Source organism: Streptomyces sp. NBC_00659 (assembly GCF_036226925.1).
Classification (GTDB): domain Bacteria; phylum Actinomycetota; class Actinomycetes; order Streptomycetales; family Streptomycetaceae; genus Streptomyces.
Genome location: NZ_CP109031.1, coordinates 8,942,029 through 8,957,044, shown reverse-complemented (window position 1 = coordinate 8,957,044; position 15,016 = coordinate 8,942,029). Strand labels below are relative to the sequence as shown.

The window sequence follows — 15,016 nt, the reverse complement described above, 5'->3', positions numbered from 1 at the left end:
CCACCATGACCAGCCCCACCGTTCCCGCCACGCCCACCACCCAGGCCGAACTGCGCGCCGCCCTCGCCGAGCCGCTGCCGCTCGAGGAAGTCGACCTCGCGAACCTCGACAACTTCGCCGACGGCATCAAGCCGTGGCGCATGTTCCACACCCTGCGCCACGAGGACCCGGTGCACTGGCAGCCCGAGGAGGCCCCCAACTCCGGCTTCTGGGCGGTCACCCGGCACGCGGACATCGCCACCGTGGACCGCGACGCGGAGACCTTCACCTCTTCGAGGTTCGTCAACCTCGAAGAGGTCGACGACGACCAGATCAAGAAGCGGGCGTCCATCCTGGAGCTGGACGGGGTCCGGCACCGCGCGATGCGCAGCGTCATCCAGCGCCAGTTCGGCGCGAGCGTCATCAACAGCTACGGCGACTTCCTGCGCGGTCTGACGGCGCAGACCCTGGACGCCGCCCTGGCCAAGGGCACCTTCGACTTCGTCGCCGACGTCTCCGCCGACTTCCCCATCAACGTCCTCGCCCGCCTCCTCGACGTGCCGCCGGAGGACAACCAGCAGCTCATCGACTGGGGCAACCGCATCATCGGCAACACCGACCCCGACTACGCGGACGTGCTGCTGCACAGCGCGGAGAGCGACAAGTACCGCGATCTGCCGTTCCGTTCGCCCGCCTCCCTCGAAGTCTTCGAGTACGGGCGCGAACTGGCCCGGCAGCGCCGCGGCGGCAACGGTACGGACCTGGTCTCAAAGCTGGTCAACACCGTCCCGCGCGACGGGATCCCGCTCTCCGCGCAGGACTTCGACAACTACTTCCTGCTTCTGGTCGTAGCCGGCAACGAGACCACCCGCCACACCATCTCGCACTCGATGCTGGCGCTCCTCCAGCACCCCGAGCAGTTGGCCCGCCTCAAGGACGACCCGTCCCTCATCCCGGGCGCGGTCGAGGAGTTCCTGCGCTGGGCCTCCCCCGTCTACCACTTCCGCCGCACCGCCACCCGCGACGTCGAGCTCGGCGGCAAGCAGGTCAAGGAGGGCGACAAGGTGGTGATGTGGTTCGCCTCCGGCAACCGTGACGAGGAGGTCTTCGGCAACCCGTACGACTTCGACGTCACGCGCACGAACAACGATCACGTCACCTTCGGCAAGGGCAGCCCGCACCTGTGCCTGGGCAACCTGCTCGCCCGCACCGAGATCCGCATCATGTTCGAGGAGCTGATCCCGAGGATCGCCGACATCAAGCTGGCCGGCGACGCGCCCCGCGTCCTGTCCAACTTCGTCAACGGCATCAAGAAGCTGCCGGTCGAGGTCACGCTCGCCTGACGGAAGTGGCCCGCGGACGCACTCCGCGACACGCGCGGCACGCGCCACGGCTGTCCCCCGCCCCGCCGGGCGGGGGACAGCCGCCGGAGGCCCGACCTCGTCGTCAGTGGTCCGTCGCCAGGTGGAGCCGACCGAAGTCACCGCCGGGCGGTGGGCCCGACGGGGAGACGCTCGCCGTGGCGTCCGCCGAACCTGTCCGTTCCACCACTCGGCCCGGGAACACCGTCTCCCGGGAGAGGAAGGCGAGTTGGGCACGCTTCTCGGGGAGGTGGACGTCGGGAAGGTCGACCTCCGGCAGAACGACCACCGGGCCCGGGGTGAAGCCCTGGCGGCGGAAGCGGGCGATGGCCCTCTCGTTGCGTACGTCGGGGTCGACCACGACGCGGTCGCGGTCCAGGCCCAGCAGGACGTACGACGCCGCCGCGCTCAGCAGTGCCGTGGTCCAGCCGGGACGCCCGCCACCGGGTCCGGCCGGCGCCATCAGCAGGTGGACGCCGATGTCACCGGGTTCGACCGGGTAGCACGCGCCGACCCGATCGGCGGCCGGCTCGTACGTCTGCAGCAGCGCAACCGGCTCGCCGTCCTTCACGAGCAGGTGGGCGTGGTGGGTGTCGAGCGTTTCCATGTGGGCGTATATCGCGATGACCTGATCCTCGGCCAGGTCTCTCATGCCCCAGAAGGCAGCCCTGTCCGCGTTCACCCAGCCGTGGATCACCGGGCCGTCGAGCCGCGCGTCCAGGGGCAGGACACGGACGGCGCCGTAGCCGTCGACGGACTGCTCGTGCAGGGCCGCGCGCGTGGCGTATGTGTCGGACATCGGTCTCCCTCGTTCAGCCGGCGGCAGTCGCGACCCGGCGGTTTCCTGTGACCTCCTGTGCGCCACCCCGCCATATTAGGTTAGGCTCACCTAACTGAACGCCAGGGTGAAGTCGTACCGAAAGGTGAGCAAGCAATGGGGCAGGCACAGGGGCGGGGCTGGGAAGGCGCGGTTCTCAAACTGCTGCGTGCGAAGGACTACGTGTTCACCGTGACGGGCTCGGAGGACGTCACCGCGGAGTACCGCCGCCTGCACTTCACCGACGGAGGGATGCTCGCGGTGACCGGCGTCCACCCGACGATGTGGGTGCGGCTGTGGTTCGACAACGCGGGCCGGCCCCACCAGCGGGCGTACACCCTGGTCGACCCGGATCCGGCGGCCGGCACCTTCAGTCTGGAGTTCGCCCTGCACGAGGGATGCGCGAGCGACTGGGCCAAGGCGGCGCAGCCCGGGGACACCATCGAGGCGACGGTCCAGGGCACCGGCTTCGAGCACCCCGAACCCGCACCCTCACACGTCATCGCCGTGGCCGACCCCGCTTCCCTGCCCGCCCTCAACTCCCTGCTCACAGCGCTGGGCCCGGTCCCCGCGACGATCTGGTTCGAGGGCAGCCTGGAAGGCCTGCCCTACCGGGCCGCCACGCACCACGACGTACGGCAGGTGGCGCGCCGGGACACCGGGCGCGGGCTGGTCGACGAGGTGAAGGCGGCCCTTCCCGAGCTGCTGAAGGACAGCGATCAGCCGTATGTGTGGATCGCGTGCGACACGGCGACCACACGCGCGCTGTCGGCACATGTCCGCAAGGAGTTGTCGGTGCCCAAGCAGCGGGTCAGCGCGCTCGGCTACTGGCGGGCGAGCTGAGCGCACACGCCTGACCAGGCACTGCGGGTACGGCAAGTACGGCATGCACAGCGGGTACGACAGGTACGGCAACCGGGTCCGCTGTCCGCGCAGCCGCCCGGCCGCGACCTGACCGAGCCGTGGACCACCCGGCCACCCGCTCCACTGTCCTGGCGCGCCCCGCGCCCGGTACCGCCCGTTCGGCGGCGCTGAACTCGGGGCGAGCCAGGAATCCATCCTTCATGCAGTCCCCCACGCGCACCCTCGCAGCCGACCAAGCCGCCGCATCCGGGCCCGCCGGCATCGCCCCGCTCGTCGCCGCACAGCCCGCGCCCGAGCGGCAGCCCGGCGACGGTCTGGAGGCCCGCCTGGCCGCGGTCAAAACGGAGATGGACGCCCGTCTCGCACAGGCGGCCGTCGCCTACGAGGTCAACACCGCGCACATCGAGACGACCCCGGTCGACTGGTCCCGGATCGGAGCCCCATCGGCTCCCACCGCTCCCCTCCCGACCCCTCCCGTCCCCAGCGCTCCCCCGGGCCTCGCCCCGCACGCCACCCCCGTCGCGGGCCTCCTGCACCGCGCTTCGCTGCGGCTGCGGACGGACGGCTGGTGCGCGGGAGCTCTGACCGACGACGACGGCCGCCTGTGTTCGCTGGGCGCGATCCTCAGGGAGTCGGGCGGTGACCGCCATGTCGAGGCACAGGCCATGGCCGTGCTGCTGGAGGCGATCCGCAGACAGTTCGGCCCGCACGTGGAGTCCGTACCGTCCTTCAACGACGCCTGGGGCAACGGCCGCGAGCCGACCCGCATGCTGGAGCAGGCCGCGATCCTGGCCGACGCGCGCGGCCTCTGAAGCGCGGACCGACCCGGCGAGGCGGAGCAGCGGTCGCCGTCGGCGAGGGCCGGGGCTGTCCCGAGGCCCTCGGTCATGCCCGAAGCGTCGTCGGCCCCAGCACTTTCACCGGAAGGCGGCGATGTGGCGGCGGGCCCAGTCGGCGAAGGCACCCGGTGCGCGGCCGAGGATCCGCTCGACGTCGGGGCTGATGCGCCGTTCGGCCGGGGTGGGCTCACCGAGGATGGCCAGCGTGGTCTCGACCACGGGCTCGGGCATGAACCGGAGCATCTGCGCGCGGGCCTCGTCGCGGGACAGTTCGATGAACCGGACGGGTTCGCCGAGCGCGTCGGCGATCGCCTCGGCCTGCCGGCGGGGAGTGTCGAGAGCGGGCCCGGTGAGCTCGTAGATCCGTCCGGCGTGGCCGTCCTCGCGCAGGGTGACGGCGGCGACCTCGGCGATGTCGTCCGGGTCGACGGTCGGCAGGCCGATGTCGGCGAACGGAGCCGCGACGGTCCTCCGGGCGCGGACCGACTCGGCCCACGCGTACGCGTTGGAGTCGAAGCCTCCGGGCCGCAGGATCGTCCAGGCCAATCCTGATTCCCGGACGGCGTCCTCGATGGAGCGCCCCGTCTCCCCGTGCGAGGCCGACCCGGGTCGGGTCGCGACTCCCTGGGAGGACAGCAGGACGACTCGCCCGACCCCGCCGGCCTTGGCGACGTCGAGGATGTCCCGTGGGCTCAGCAGGTGCGCGCCGGGTCCCCCGTTCTGCAGGAAGAGCGCGTCGGCTCCGTCGAACACGGACCGCAGGCTCTCAGGATCGGCCAGGTCGGCCCGCGCGTACCCGACGCCCTCCGGCACATCCGCGTCCGAGATCCCCCGGGATGTCGCGGTCACCCGCACACCGGTTGCCGCGAGGGTCCGGACGAGCGATCGGCCGACGTTGCCGGTTGCCCCCGTCACTACGAACATGAACAACTCCCGTGTCGATTCAGCATGATTGTCGCGCCCGAGTGGGCGGGACCGTCGCGGAGAGCTGTTCTCTCGGCGACACGGGGACGCTAACACCGTGGATATAGTAGGTACCTAGAGGAAAGTGACTATCCCTAAGGATGCTCATGGCAGGCAACACGGACTGGGTGGCAGCCGATGCGGCCGACCCTCAACTCGCCTGTCCGACCAGTGCGGTTGTGGACATCGTGTTCAGCCGGTGGACCACACCGATCCTGTGGACGCTCAACTCCCACGGCCGACTGCGTTTCGTCGAGCTGGAACGACGGATCGGCACGATCACGCCGAAGGTGCTGACCCAGCGGCTGCGGCAGCTGGAACGCGACGGCATGGTCGTCCGTACGTACCACCCGGAAGTCCCTCCTCGGGTCGAGTACGACATCACCGAGCTGGGCCGCAGCCTGGCCCCGCTCTTCGCCCACCTCGCCGGCTGGGCCGCCGCCAACCTCGACAAGGTCGAACAGGCCCGGAACGACTACGACACCGACCCAGCCCACTAGCGTCGGCGAGTACGGCCCGGCTGCGTCCTTCGCCGGCGGTTTGCCCGGCGGCCCCCGACGGCAACGCCTCGCGTCCCTTCGGTCACGAAACGGGCAACAAGCCTCCGATGTCAGGACAGTTGACGATCGGTCCCTCCACACTGGCCGACATCGAAAAGCTGACCGGCAGCGGGAAGGGGGCCGTATCGGTGGAGCACGTGTGGCTCGCGGACGGCAGTCAGACGGTGGCCACGGCCGTCGTCAGCGTGATCCTGGGGGGCATCATCCTCGTCGCGATCGTCTCGAAGGTCGCCGAGAATCTGTCGGCGCTCGCCCGGGCCAAACCCAGCGATCTTGGTTTCCCTCTGATGATCGCGTCGGTGATGTTCCTCGTTCTCTGGCTCGTCCTGGCGGTGTTCATGACGTCGGGGACGCAGGCGGCAGCCGTCGCGGGAGGCATCGTGGGCGTGCTATTCCTCGGCATGCTGCTCTTCGGGTAGCCGGCCCCTTCGAGGCCGCACGACCGCCGATGGAAAGCGTCAGTGGATGAAAGAGGGGCAACTCTGTCGTGACGTCACCGGATTCGACGGAGCCGGCGCAATCGCAGCGCTCGGTGATGGCCCGCGACGCCTGCCTGGTGGCTCTGGTCGGCACACCGACCCTCGTCTGGTACGGCGCCTGGCGCTTCGCGTCGGCATCCCTGGCCGTGGCGGCGTGTGTCGCCCTGGCAGTCGGTTGTGCCGCCACGCTGATCGCCTCTCGCCTGGGCCATACGCGGAAGATGCTGGTGGCCCTGGGATTGCTGGCCCTTTCTGTGGCTCTCGCGGCGCTCACGGGCCGGGCGCAGGACTACTTCCTGCCGGGCATTCTGATCGACGCGCTCTACGCGGTGGTGCTGTCGGCGAGCGTGGCGCTGCGGCGGCCCCTGATCGGCGTGGTGCTGCGCGCCGTCGCCAGGCGATGGCGGTTCCGGGTTCCGGGTTCGAAGCGGGTGCACGCACTGCTCACCTTGCTGTGGGCGGCGCGGTTCGCCGCGGAAGCCGTCGTGATGACCGTCCTGTACCTGCGCGGCAACACCGATGTCCTGCTCGTGGCGCGCTTCGTGCTGCGCGCGCCGTTACAGATCGCCTGCGCCGTGGTGATGCTCGCCGTCCTGGCTCACGGCGCTGCCCGGCAGCGTAAGGCGGAGGCCGACTCGCCGAAGGCTGCCGGGAATTAGGGAGGCGAGTCCCGGTTGCCGGGCAGGGTGAGCCGTGTCGTACCCCGTGCGCGGACCAGGGCCCGCATGCCCCAGCGCGCCGGTACGGCGATGACGGCAGGGGGGACAAGCGCGCGGCTCCGGGCGATCGTCTCCGCGATCCGGACGAGTTCTCCCGGCGACCCGTGCGGTGGCCGGTGCAGGACCAAGGAAGGCAGCGTCCTCCACCGTTTCCGTCGCGGGGGCGGGCACTGATCGCCGCACCAGGATGCCCGGATGTCAGCAGACGGCAACAAGCGGGCATATCCGCCCAGTTCGCTCACCGCGCGGCGTCCGGCGGACGGCCGCCAGACCGGGTGCAGCGCGAGCAAGCCCTCCGGCCGTACCACCCGGAGCAACTCGGTCAGCAGCTCGTCGACGTCCCGGACATGCTGGGCGACGAAGCTTCCCAGGACGACGGAGAACGTGCGGTCGCCGAAGGGCAGGGCCTGCCCGAGCGCGGCGACCGCCTTCGAACCCGCCGGGGGCTCGTCCGCGTACGCGGGGTCGACCCGGACGACATCCAGCCGATCACGCCCGAAGGGTGAGTCGCCTGCGCCGATGTCCAGAATCGGGCCCCCGCGGCCCACCACTTCCGAACCGAACACACATTCATAGAATTCCCCGGTTCCCCGCCCGGTTCTGATCGTTTGCCGTGAGCGATCGAGATCCTTCCGGTGAGTTTCTCGCATCATCGTGCACTCCCGATCTCGGATAATCGAACTACTCAGTACGTATGGACAGTTCATCGCGCGCGTGGTCACACTGTTGGAGCTTTGCATCACTGATCAAGGGGGCGGGTGTGCAGCAAGGTAGTTCGGCAACCATCGAAGATCGCGAATTGTTCGAAGAACTCATGGGTTCGATCAAGCAGGATTGGCGTACGGCGGAGACGGCGGGCAGCACACGAGAACGTCGGCGGCTTCTCGAACCGCGCGCCGATGAAGGCGTCACTTGGTGAGAAAGGATTCCGGTTTCCGGCGGTACAGCCGGCTGACCAGGGTTCATGCCGCGAGCGCTGCGGCCTTCGTCTACCCCCTCGGCCCCTTGGTGGCCGCGGGGGGAGACGTCTCCCCAGCTCCGGTGATCGCGGTCTCGGCCCTCGGGGTGCTCGGTCACACCTATGGGTGTACGGTCAACGACCTCGCCGATCTGGAGTCCGATCGACGGAACCCGGCGCGACGCAGAAGTGTTCTGGTCAGTGGTGCTGTCAGTATTACCGAGGCGCGTATCGCGCTCGGCGTTCAGTTGGCTCTGGCCGTCGTGCTGACGATCTTCGCCGCGGTCGCCGGAAAATCGGGATGGTTGTTCGCCGTAGGCATGACCGTCCTTTTCGCAACCGTCACTTTTTCCAACGCCCATCAGAAGCGCAGGATCGCCCATCCCTTGGTGATGGACCTCCTGTTCGGCGTGAACATGGGCGCACCGGCTGTCCTATGCTGTGCCGTGACGGCCCCGCGTGATCTCACGCCCGCATGGCTGGTGGCCGTGGCCTTCGGTATCCACATGGTCCTGCTCAATGTCGTCGCCGGAAATCTCAAGGACCTCGAACACGACCGGACTGTGGGAGACGACACGACGGCGCTCCGGGCGGGGGTGCGGCTGACCGATACAGGCCGGCTGATACCGACGCGCTCCTATCTGCTGCTGCTCTGCGTTCTGTTGCTCGGTTCGATGACCTCCCTTCTCGCACTGGTACTGGCCGCGCCGTCTCCGGCCGGACACCGAGCGGTGGCGACGGCCGTACTGCTCGTCCTCCAGGGCATGGCCGCCCATTCACTGTGGACGCTGGTGCGGCAGGCGCGGGCCGTGGACCCGAATGGCCGGGAGCGCTATCTCGGCTTGAATTTCTTCTCGTTGATGGTGGCGTGCTTGCTCTGGGCACCCCTCGCGACGGTCGTCGTCGCCGTCCTCACCGCCGTGTGGCTCGTGCTGACCCGCGGCCTGGTGGCTCTCCCTACCCGTGAGCAGGAGAAGATCGCCTGATGCCGTCCCTGAACGAGGCGCGCTCCGCCGTGCCCTGGGAAACCGTCGTCGCCCGCATTCACCACGAGATCACCCGCGCCGTACCCGCGCTCGACACGACGGTCCGGGAACTCCCTCGCAAGGTGTTCGGCCTCGATTCCGGCTTCTTCTACATGCCACTCGCCCAGGCCATGCGCTGGGGAGAGGAGGACGGAGGCTGGCTGGAGGAGGTCGCCACCGTCTTCGGCCTCGGGCACCTGTACTACGTCCTGCACGACCAGCTCGTCGACCACGGACGGCTTTCCCCCAGGCAAGCTGTGCTCATGGATGCCGCGCTCACCCTGTACCTGACGCGCGGGGCACGGCTCGGGGCCGGAACCGAGCGCTTCCTGGTGTCCCATGCCGCCGGTGCGGCCGCCTATGCCGAGGCGCTCCTGCGGGACATCTCGCACAACGAGCGTCCGGGAGACGACTACAGCCCCGACGACGTGTTCCGTCTGGGAGAGAAGGCCGCCCCCGGGATTCTGGCCCTGGTCGTCGTGGCGGCGCGCTGCGGACGGTCGCGGCACCTCGCGGAGCTTCCCCAGGCTGTCACGGACCTGTGTTCCGGACTCCAGTTGCTCGACGACCTGCAAGATCTGAGGGAGGACTGGGAACACCGCAACGTCACCTTCCCCGTCTCCTTGGGCATCAGCGCCCTGGGCATCAGCGCCCCGGACAGTGCCGACCCCTCCCTCACGCCCTTCGCCGCACACACCGCGGACGACCTCCTCGACGCGCTGTATCTGAGCGGCGGAGCGGCCGTGGTGCTGCGACTCGCACTGCGCTGCCTGGAGCGGGCGCGCGGCGCGCTGTCGCGGACCGACGCCGGAGTCGTCCTCGGACTGACCGACACTTGGGCCGAGCGCGCCGCAGCGCAGCTCGACCGAGCGGAGAAGGGATCAGGCGCCCATGCTCGTCTGGGGTGACCGCGTGAAGCCCCCGGTCCGCACCCGGCTGACCGGACACACCTACGGTGTCTACTACACCCTCTGCATCGGTCTCTTCCGCCCCACCGTGCGAGTGCCGCGCACGGTGATGCCCCCGGACCCGGTGCTCTACTACATGCCGCACGGGGACCTCGTCCCTGGGGTCTTCGCCGCTTGCGGATTCCGTCATTTCGCCTGGGTCAACGACAACACGGTCGGCGGCTACGCGGCAGCACTGCCCGCTCTGGCCGCAGGAGTGGACGTCTTCCGCATCGGCCGTGGAGGACACCGCAGCCCGTACGAGCAGGTCCGGGATTTCCTCCGCGAGCGCACGGGGCCTGTCGGGATCTTCACGGACGGAGGCCGCCGGGACGGCAGGGTGAGGACTTCCCTTGCAGCGCTGGCGAAGGACACCGGCAGGGCGGTCGCCCCCTTGCGCGTCCGCGCGGACCGGGCCTGGGAGTTCCAGGGCCAGTCGGTGCCCCGTCCGTTCAGTACGATCCGGGTCTCCCGGGGCGAGCCGATCCCCGCCGCCGCGCTGTCCGCGGCCGGAACCGAGAGGAGCCTGGAGATGCTCCAGCACGCCCTGGACGCACTGAGCGAGGCGGCACCATGCGGGCGAAAGACACCGTGAGGGACGCCAGGACCACGCACGGCACTGCCGTACCGGCCGCAGCCGTCTCCAACCGCGACGGCACAGGGATCGCCGGACGCCTCTGGGACTACACGGGTCTGGTGCGGCTGGAGTGCCTGCCCCTGCTGTCGGCGCCCTTCCTGCTGGGCTTTGCCGTGTTACCCACCGGCTCACCGGCGACGGCGTACGCCTGGTTCGCAGCCGGTCTGGCCTTGCACGGCCTCAGCTGTGCCAGCAACGACACCGCCGACAGGGAACTGGACGCCCTGGACCCACGGCGAGCCGACAGGCCCCTGACCTCGGGACGCGTACCAGTCCGGCACGCTGTCGTCCTGTCGCTACTCCTTGGCGCGTTGTTCACGCTCGCGGTGCTCACCCTGCCCAGCGAGCACCCTTCCCTCCTGTGGGCCTCCCTGGCCCTCACTGTCTGGGGCAACACGCGGCAGAAGCGCTCTCGTGTCCCCACACCGGTGTCCGACCTGCTCTGGGGCGTCAGCGTGGCCGCGCCGCTGCTCGCGTTCACCCCGGCGCCCACGGTCGGACATCTGGCGGCGGCTGCCGCTCTCGCGCTGGTGGTCACGGCGTTCGACGTGGCGGGAGGAGACGTCAAGGACCTGGAGACGGACTTGTCCGCCGGGCTCCGCACCACGGCGATCGTGCTGGGCCTGCGGCCCGGACCGCACGGCGTCGGCACGTCCACCGCGTTCCGGCTGACGATGACAGTCGGCTATGCGGTGACAGGGGCGCTGTGCCTGACGGCGCTCCTTACCGCGTCGGCCCGGCTTCCGCTCCTCCTGATCAGCCTCATTGCCCTCCTCGCGGGCACTGCGCCCCTGGCACGCCACACCGCCGGACGGCGCGTCTCGGCTGGCGGCCGCAGCGTGCTGTTCCTCGCCGGCCCGTTCGTCGCGGTGCTGGGCGCGACGGCGGCCCTGGCACCCCGCCCCGCCCAAGTCGCCCTGAGCATGAGCGCCGTGACGGGAGCCACGCTCGCGGCCGCCCTCGGCCGACGGCTCCTGGCCCACATCGCACGGCGCTTGCCGCCTGCGCACAAGGAGTTGTCGAAGGCGTGAAGGGCTGCCCGACCTGGGGATCGGGTCAGAAGACCCGGGCCTCGGGCTGGTTTTATGAGCGCACTGCGGTCCGATGGCCTGCCAGCGGGGACACCTACAGCTTCAGGCTGAACCAGAACCTCTGAGCGGCTGAGCGGCTGAGCGGCTGAGCGGCTGAGCGAGGGCGCGGGAGCCACGCCCCGAAGGCCGATCCGTGCTGCCGCCCCGGAACGCGCGTTCCGGGGCGGCAGCACGGATCCAACCGGACGACGACTCAAGGGACTTGACCGTCCGGACCCTCACGAGCCCGCTAGGACACCGAAGACCCCTCGAGTTCGCGCCGCCTGGCGTTCAGCGCCTTTGCCAGCACCTTGTCCCGGAACGGGTTCGCGGGACTCAGGGCCGTCGCCACCTCCACCGCCTCGTCCAGCAGAGCCATCCGCCGCTCAGGCAGGTCCCGCACCAACGGCGAGGCGCAGGCCTCCACCAGTACGTACGCCAGCTTCGACCCGTACACCTCCGGCTCGACCGGTGTCAGGGTCCGGTAGATCCACAGCCCTGCGACCCCTCGCACCACCCGCGTGTTGGCGCTCAGCAACATGACCCTCGCCCGCATAACCATGTCCTGATCCATCGATCCCCCTCGCTCCACCACTCCCGGCCCGCCCCGGCACACGACGAGGCAGCACAACGAACGCGCCGGCAGCCCGACATGGGCGCCGGCACGCATGCCGGTGAGTGGATGACGACGAGTCTGCGGGCAGGCCGGTGCCTGTGCCAAGACCGAACGGACGTGCGCTCCGTCCTACCGCGAACGCCCCCCGAGCAGGCATGATGGACCTGACACTCTCCCGGTCCCGCCCCCCTGACGCGGGCTTCGCCACGATCCTGCCGGTTGGCCCCACCGCCCGGCGTGGGCAGCCGAGATCGACCGGGTGGCCGGCCCCCAGCCCGGCGGTGACACCGCCGGGTACCGAGGCAATACTCGGGGCATGGCATTCCTCGTCTTCATGACCTTGCCCGGACTGGTCATCCTGCTGACCGCTCTGTCGTTCGTCGATCAGCTTCTGCTGCGCGCGAGCAAGGCCGGACTGCTGCCGTGGCGCAACGCGGCACGGCAGGGTCAGATATCGGCGACCGGGTTCGAGCAGTTGCACGCGAGCCTGTCGCCGGGCAAGCAGGCCGAGCTGAAGGAGCGCCAGTCGGCCCTGCTGCTGCGCGACGACGAGGAGGACGGAGCGCCGCCGAACCGGACGACGGTGGACCTGGACGGAGGAACGGCGATCGTCCGGATGCCCGTCGCCAGCCGGGGGCAGCGCCGCCGCACGGTGCCGACGTCCTGACCCTGGCCGGCCCGGCGAGCCCTCATGCCGCTGGAGCGGCCGGCGCGAAGCACGTGCATAGGATCACCGGCATGGCACTGCGACCTGTTCACGTGAATATCAAGGCCGTCGACAGCTCGGCGGTCGGCCGGTTCTGGGCGGAGGCGCTCGGCTGGAGTGCGTACAGCCCCGGCGTGACCACCTACGTCGGGCCTCCCGGCGGTCCGGTCTGGCCGGACCCGGTCGTCCTCGGCATCGACGTCGTTCCGGTGCCGGAGCCCAAGACAGCGACGAAGAACCGTGTGCACCTCGATCTCGCCACCACCTCCGCCGCCCATCAGGCGGAGCTGGTCGACCGCCTGCGGACGCTCGGCGCAACGCCCGTCGACGTGGGCCAGGGCGACGTACCGTGGACGGTCCTCGCCGATCCGGAAGGGAACGAGTTCTGCGTGCTGGAGCCCCGGGAGGTCTACCGGGACACCGGGCCGATCGCCACACTGGTGGTCGACTGCGTGGATCCGCGGGCCATGGCCAGGTTCTGGGGTGGGGCGACCGACTGGACCCTGCACGAGGTGACCGACGATCATGCGAGGCTGCGGTCCGCCAAGGATGTCGGCCCGTACCTGGAGTTCCTCCGTACTCCGGGCGAGAAGACCGTGCCGGACCGCGTCCACATCGACCTGCTGCCGTACCCCGGCGACGACAAGGAGGCGGAGGTGGCCCGGCTGCGGGCCCTCGGCGCCACCGATCTCGACATCGGCCAGGGCGACGTACCGTGGACGTGCCTCACCGACCCGGAGGGCCACGAGTTCTGCGTCCTCGCCCTGTCCTGACACGGCGCGCCGACGGCGCCCGGCATCGGGCCGGGCCGGCATCGAACGAGTCGGACGCGAGCGGGCCGCCGGGCGCCGGTGGTCACCGGATGCCCACGTCCCACTCGCGTCTCGTCACCGGCCCTGACGCGGCCGACGACGATTCCTCACCAGGTGTGCGCGACGTCGATCACCAGGCGATCGGAGAGCTGCGTCACCCGGAACGGCAGCCGGGCCCGAAGGCCGAGTCCCACCTGTGTGACTCCCTCGAAGCTGGCTCCGAACTTCGCGTCCCGGAAGGTCCGGTAGCCGGTCAGGTTGACGCCCGGAAGGGGCTGGCCGCCTCGGCCGGGGTAGGTCGCGGTGCCGGTCTCCAGGTCGTACGAGGGTGCGGACACCAGGATCTCGAGGATCGCCCCGCCGGAGACCGGAATGCGAATGCCGGACGGGTCCTGGATGAAGGCGTCGACGTAGTGCACGGTGTACCCGATCGGCGTGGTGCCGGCGGTGGGTACGTCGAAGACCATGCGGTCGTAGCAGTCGTGCTGACCGGTCCTGATGTCGGTCAGCGACCCGGTGTCGGCGTCCGCCGCGGTCTTCGCAAGGCTGCCCCAGCCGGTCGGACACGCGACCGCCGCCGTGGCCGCGCCCGCCGGCGTGGGCGCGGCCACGACCGCACCCACCCCGGCCATCGTCAGGGCGGCCAGCACCGCCATGGATCGTCTCGTACGCATGGTTCCCCCTTGTGGTTGGGGCTTTCGATTCCCTGCCATGTACGACATGACGGTAACGGTTTTGGTTGTACGGACCGCCCCGAAACGAGTGAATCTCTTCCGCACCCGGAGCCGGTTTCACCAGCCGCCCGCCCCAACCGGCCTTTCAGAAAGCCGAGTTGTCGAACCAGAGGGTCAACAGGCCCTCGTCCCCGTCGTATGTGATGGCCTCCGCTTCATGGGGGAGACGGCCGTAGACGAGGAGCAGCAGGTCGGCCGCGGTTCCCCGAACGGTCGCGTCGGCGGATCCGGCTGCCGCCCCGGACGCGTCGAGCCCAAAGCCGTCGGACCGCAGGCGCACCAGCCAGTCGCCGTCACCGTCGGTCGCCTGGAAGCGGATGGTCCTGTCGGGACCGCGCAGGTTGGCGACCCTGGGTGCGAAGGAAGCGGCGAACGGCAGGTTGACGAGGAATTCGTCGATGCCGTCGACCGCCGACGGGCGGTCGATCACGGGCGGCAGGCCGAGCGCCAGTTCGGCGTCGACCCGGTGCATCAGGGTCTCGAAGAGCATCCGGCGCGCCCAGAAGCGGGCGTGCTGATCCACGCCCCATGCCCACATGGGAAGGTCCGGGTCGGTGGCCGCGAAGGCCTCCGCGGCCACCGTCGCGCTCTCGGCCAGCCAGTCGGCGTAGCCGTCCCACCGGTCGGGAAGTCGCAGGTCCACGTCGCGACTTCGCGGGGGCTCCTGGACGCGGGCGTGCAGGAGAGCCGAGAACCAGCGCTGCACGCTGCCGGTGTGCCGGACCAGGTCCGCCAGCGTCCAGCCGGGGCAACTCGGCACCTCGGTGGCCGGATCGGCGTTCTTGAGCGCCGCGACGAACCGGGCGGTCTCCGCCGTGATCGCGGCACGGTGGTCGACCGGAGTCGCCCCGCGTTCGCGGCTGTCCGAGGGCATCATCGCTGGAGTGCCTTTCTACGAGGGGAAGTTCGGTTCCGCAGAGCAGCCGACGG

General features: G+C 70.0%; 18 protein-coding genes and 1 pseudogene. 13 read left to right on the top strand and 6 right to left on the bottom strand.

What is annotated here, in order from left to right:
- Positions 1 to 5 precede the first annotated feature (5 nt).
- Positions 6 to 1,322 (top strand): cytochrome P450, encoded by a 1,317-nt coding sequence (locus OG410_RS39215; protein ID WP_329303520.1) that lies wholly within the window; start codon positions 6 to 8, stop codon positions 1,320 to 1,322.
- A 211-nt stretch (positions 1,323 to 1,533) separates the two neighbouring features.
- On the opposite strand, the pseudogene OG410_RS39210 reads toward OG410_RS39215, so the two are convergent.
- Positions 1,534 to 2,139 (bottom strand): annotated as a pseudogene (locus tag OG410_RS39210) (GNAT family N-acetyltransferase); the annotation flags it as partial.
- Positions 2,140 to 2,274: 135 nt separating this feature from the next.
- Here OG410_RS39210 and OG410_RS39205 point away from each other — a divergent pair.
- Positions 2,275 to 3,000 carry a siderophore-interacting protein gene (locus OG410_RS39205; RefSeq protein WP_329303519.1) on the top strand — a complete coding sequence of 242 codons (726 nt, stop codon included), beginning with the start codon at positions 2,275 to 2,277 and terminating at the stop codon, positions 2,998 to 3,000.
- Between the two features lie 221 nt (positions 3,001 to 3,221).
- Positions 3,222 to 3,833 carry a DUF6197 family protein gene (locus OG410_RS39200; protein ID WP_329303518.1) on the top strand — a complete coding sequence of 204 codons (612 nt, stop codon included), beginning with the start codon at positions 3,222 to 3,224 and terminating at the stop codon, positions 3,831 to 3,833.
- A 105-nt stretch (positions 3,834 to 3,938) separates the two neighbouring features.
- On the opposite strand, the gene OG410_RS39195 is transcribed toward OG410_RS39200, so the two are convergent.
- On the bottom strand, positions 3,939 to 4,784 hold the full coding sequence (locus tag OG410_RS39195; protein ID WP_329303517.1) for an NAD(P)H-binding protein: 846 nt from the start codon (positions 4,782 to 4,784) through the stop codon (positions 3,939 to 3,941).
- Positions 4,785 to 4,930: 146 nt separating this feature from the next.
- Here OG410_RS39195 and OG410_RS39190 point away from each other — a divergent pair, with 146 nt between their 5' ends.
- The 3 genes from OG410_RS39190 (at position 4,931) to OG410_RS39180 (ending at position 6,521) form a co-directional block, all read left to right on the top strand.
- Positions 4,931 to 5,323, top strand: a complete 393-nt coding sequence (locus tag OG410_RS39190; protein WP_329303516.1) for a winged helix-turn-helix transcriptional regulator — start codon at positions 4,931 to 4,933, stop codon at positions 5,321 to 5,323.
- 119 nt (positions 5,324 to 5,442) lie between these two features.
- On the top strand, positions 5,443 to 5,802 hold the full coding sequence (locus tag OG410_RS39185; RefSeq protein WP_329303515.1) for a hypothetical protein: 360 nt from the start codon (positions 5,443 to 5,445) through the stop codon (positions 5,800 to 5,802).
- A gap of 68 nt (positions 5,803 to 5,870) precedes the next feature.
- A complete protein-coding gene (locus OG410_RS39180; RefSeq protein ID WP_329303514.1) occupies positions 5,871 to 6,521 on the top strand; it encodes a DUF3159 domain-containing protein in 651 nt (216 codons plus the stop codon).
- On the opposite strand, the gene OG410_RS39175 is transcribed toward OG410_RS39180, so the two are convergent.
- On the bottom strand, positions 6,518 to 7,147 hold the full coding sequence (locus OG410_RS39175) for a class I SAM-dependent methyltransferase (protein ID WP_329303513.1): 630 nt from the start codon (positions 7,145 to 7,147) through the stop codon (positions 6,518 to 6,520). The genes OG410_RS39180 and OG410_RS39175 overlap by 4 nt on opposite strands.
- A 128-nt stretch (positions 7,148 to 7,275) precedes the next feature.
- On the opposite strand from OG410_RS39175, the gene OG410_RS39170 reads away from it, so the two are divergent.
- Genes OG410_RS39170 through OG410_RS39150 form a run of 5 tightly spaced genes read left to right on the top strand, consistent with a single transcriptional unit; the run spans position 7,276 to position 11,179 of the window.
- Positions 7,276 to 7,500 (top strand): hypothetical protein, encoded by a 225-nt coding sequence (locus OG410_RS39170; RefSeq protein ID WP_329303512.1) that lies wholly within the window; start codon positions 7,276 to 7,278, stop codon positions 7,498 to 7,500.
- Positions 7,497 to 8,525: a UbiA family prenyltransferase gene (locus OG410_RS39165; RefSeq protein WP_329303511.1), complete on the top strand. Its 1,029-nt coding sequence runs from the start codon at positions 7,497 to 7,499 to the stop codon at positions 8,523 to 8,525. Before OG410_RS39170 ends, OG410_RS39165 begins: the two co-directional genes overlap by 4 nt.
- Positions 8,525 to 9,472 (top strand): hypothetical protein, encoded by a 948-nt coding sequence (locus OG410_RS39160; protein ID WP_329303510.1) that lies wholly within the window; start codon positions 8,525 to 8,527, stop codon positions 9,470 to 9,472. Before OG410_RS39165 ends, OG410_RS39160 begins: the two co-directional genes overlap by 1 nt.
- On the top strand, positions 9,456 to 10,106 hold the full coding sequence (locus OG410_RS39155; RefSeq protein ID WP_329303509.1) for a hypothetical protein: 651 nt from the start codon (positions 9,456 to 9,458) through the stop codon (positions 10,104 to 10,106). Before OG410_RS39160 ends, OG410_RS39155 begins: the two co-directional genes overlap by 17 nt.
- A complete protein-coding gene (locus OG410_RS39150) occupies positions 10,085 to 11,179 on the top strand; it encodes a UbiA family prenyltransferase (protein WP_329303508.1) in 1,095 nt (364 codons plus the stop codon). Before OG410_RS39155 ends, OG410_RS39150 begins: the two co-directional genes overlap by 22 nt.
- A gap of 289 nt (positions 11,180 to 11,468) precedes the next feature.
- Here the strand turns inward: OG410_RS39150 and OG410_RS39145 are convergent, their stop codons facing one another.
- Positions 11,469 to 11,792 (bottom strand): hypothetical protein, encoded by a 324-nt coding sequence (locus tag OG410_RS39145; protein WP_329303507.1) that lies wholly within the window; start codon positions 11,790 to 11,792, stop codon positions 11,469 to 11,471.
- Between the two features lie 358 nt (positions 11,793 to 12,150).
- Between OG410_RS39145 and OG410_RS39140 the strand changes: the two genes are divergently transcribed.
- Positions 12,151 to 12,501, top strand: a complete 351-nt coding sequence (locus OG410_RS39140; RefSeq protein WP_329303506.1) for a DUF6191 domain-containing protein — start codon at positions 12,151 to 12,153, stop codon at positions 12,499 to 12,501.
- A 71-nt stretch (positions 12,502 to 12,572) separates the two neighbouring features.
- Positions 12,573 to 13,313, top strand: a complete 741-nt coding sequence (locus OG410_RS39135; protein WP_329303505.1) for a VOC family protein — start codon at positions 12,573 to 12,575, stop codon at positions 13,311 to 13,313.
- Between the two features lie 146 nt (positions 13,314 to 13,459).
- On the opposite strand, the gene OG410_RS39130 is transcribed toward OG410_RS39135, so the two are convergent.
- Positions 13,460 to 14,026 carry an AMIN-like domain-containing (lipo)protein gene (locus tag OG410_RS39130; RefSeq protein ID WP_329303504.1) on the bottom strand — a complete coding sequence of 189 codons (567 nt, stop codon included), beginning with the start codon at positions 14,024 to 14,026 and terminating at the stop codon, positions 13,460 to 13,462.
- A 145-nt stretch (positions 14,027 to 14,171) separates the two neighbouring features.
- Positions 14,172 to 14,963: a maleylpyruvate isomerase family mycothiol-dependent enzyme gene (locus OG410_RS39125; RefSeq protein WP_329303503.1), complete on the bottom strand. Its 792-nt coding sequence runs from the start codon at positions 14,961 to 14,963 to the stop codon at positions 14,172 to 14,174.
- Between the last annotated feature and the right edge of the window lie 53 nt (positions 14,964 to 15,016).

Coding starts and splice junctions, on each gene's coding strand:
- OG410_RS39215 (WP_329303520.1), top strand. CDS start 6: ATGACCAGCCCCACCGTTCCCGCCACGCCCACCACCCAGGCCGAACTG.
- OG410_RS39205 (WP_329303519.1), top strand. CDS start 2,275: ATGGGGCAGGCACAGGGGCGGGGCTGGGAAGGCGCGGTTCTCAAACTG.
- OG410_RS39200 (WP_329303518.1), top strand. CDS start 3,222: ATGCAGTCCCCCACGCGCACCCTCGCAGCCGACCAAGCCGCCGCATCC.
- OG410_RS39195 (WP_329303517.1), bottom strand. CDS start 4,784: ATGTTCGTAGTGACGGGGGCAACCGGCAACGTCGGCCGATCGCTCGTC.
- OG410_RS39190 (WP_329303516.1), top strand. CDS start 4,931: ATGGCAGGCAACACGGACTGGGTGGCAGCCGATGCGGCCGACCCTCAA.
- OG410_RS39170 (WP_329303512.1), top strand. CDS start 7,276: ATGGACAGTTCATCGCGCGCGTGGTCACACTGTTGGAGCTTTGCATCA.
- OG410_RS39160 (WP_329303510.1), top strand. CDS start 8,525: ATGCCGTCCCTGAACGAGGCGCGCTCCGCCGTGCCCTGGGAAACCGTC.
- OG410_RS39155 (WP_329303509.1), top strand. CDS start 9,456: ATGCTCGTCTGGGGTGACCGCGTGAAGCCCCCGGTCCGCACCCGGCTG.
- OG410_RS39150 (WP_329303508.1), top strand. CDS start 10,085: ATGCGGGCGAAAGACACCGTGAGGGACGCCAGGACCACGCACGGCACT.
- OG410_RS39145 (WP_329303507.1), bottom strand. CDS start 11,792: ATGGATCAGGACATGGTTATGCGGGCGAGGGTCATGTTGCTGAGCGCC.
- OG410_RS39140 (WP_329303506.1), top strand. CDS start 12,151: ATGGCATTCCTCGTCTTCATGACCTTGCCCGGACTGGTCATCCTGCTG.
- OG410_RS39135 (WP_329303505.1), top strand. CDS start 12,573: ATGGCACTGCGACCTGTTCACGTGAATATCAAGGCCGTCGACAGCTCG.
- OG410_RS39130 (WP_329303504.1), bottom strand. CDS start 14,026: ATGCGTACGAGACGATCCATGGCGGTGCTGGCCGCCCTGACGATGGCC.
- OG410_RS39125 (WP_329303503.1), bottom strand. CDS start 14,963: ATGATGCCCTCGGACAGCCGCGAACGCGGGGCGACTCCGGTCGACCAC.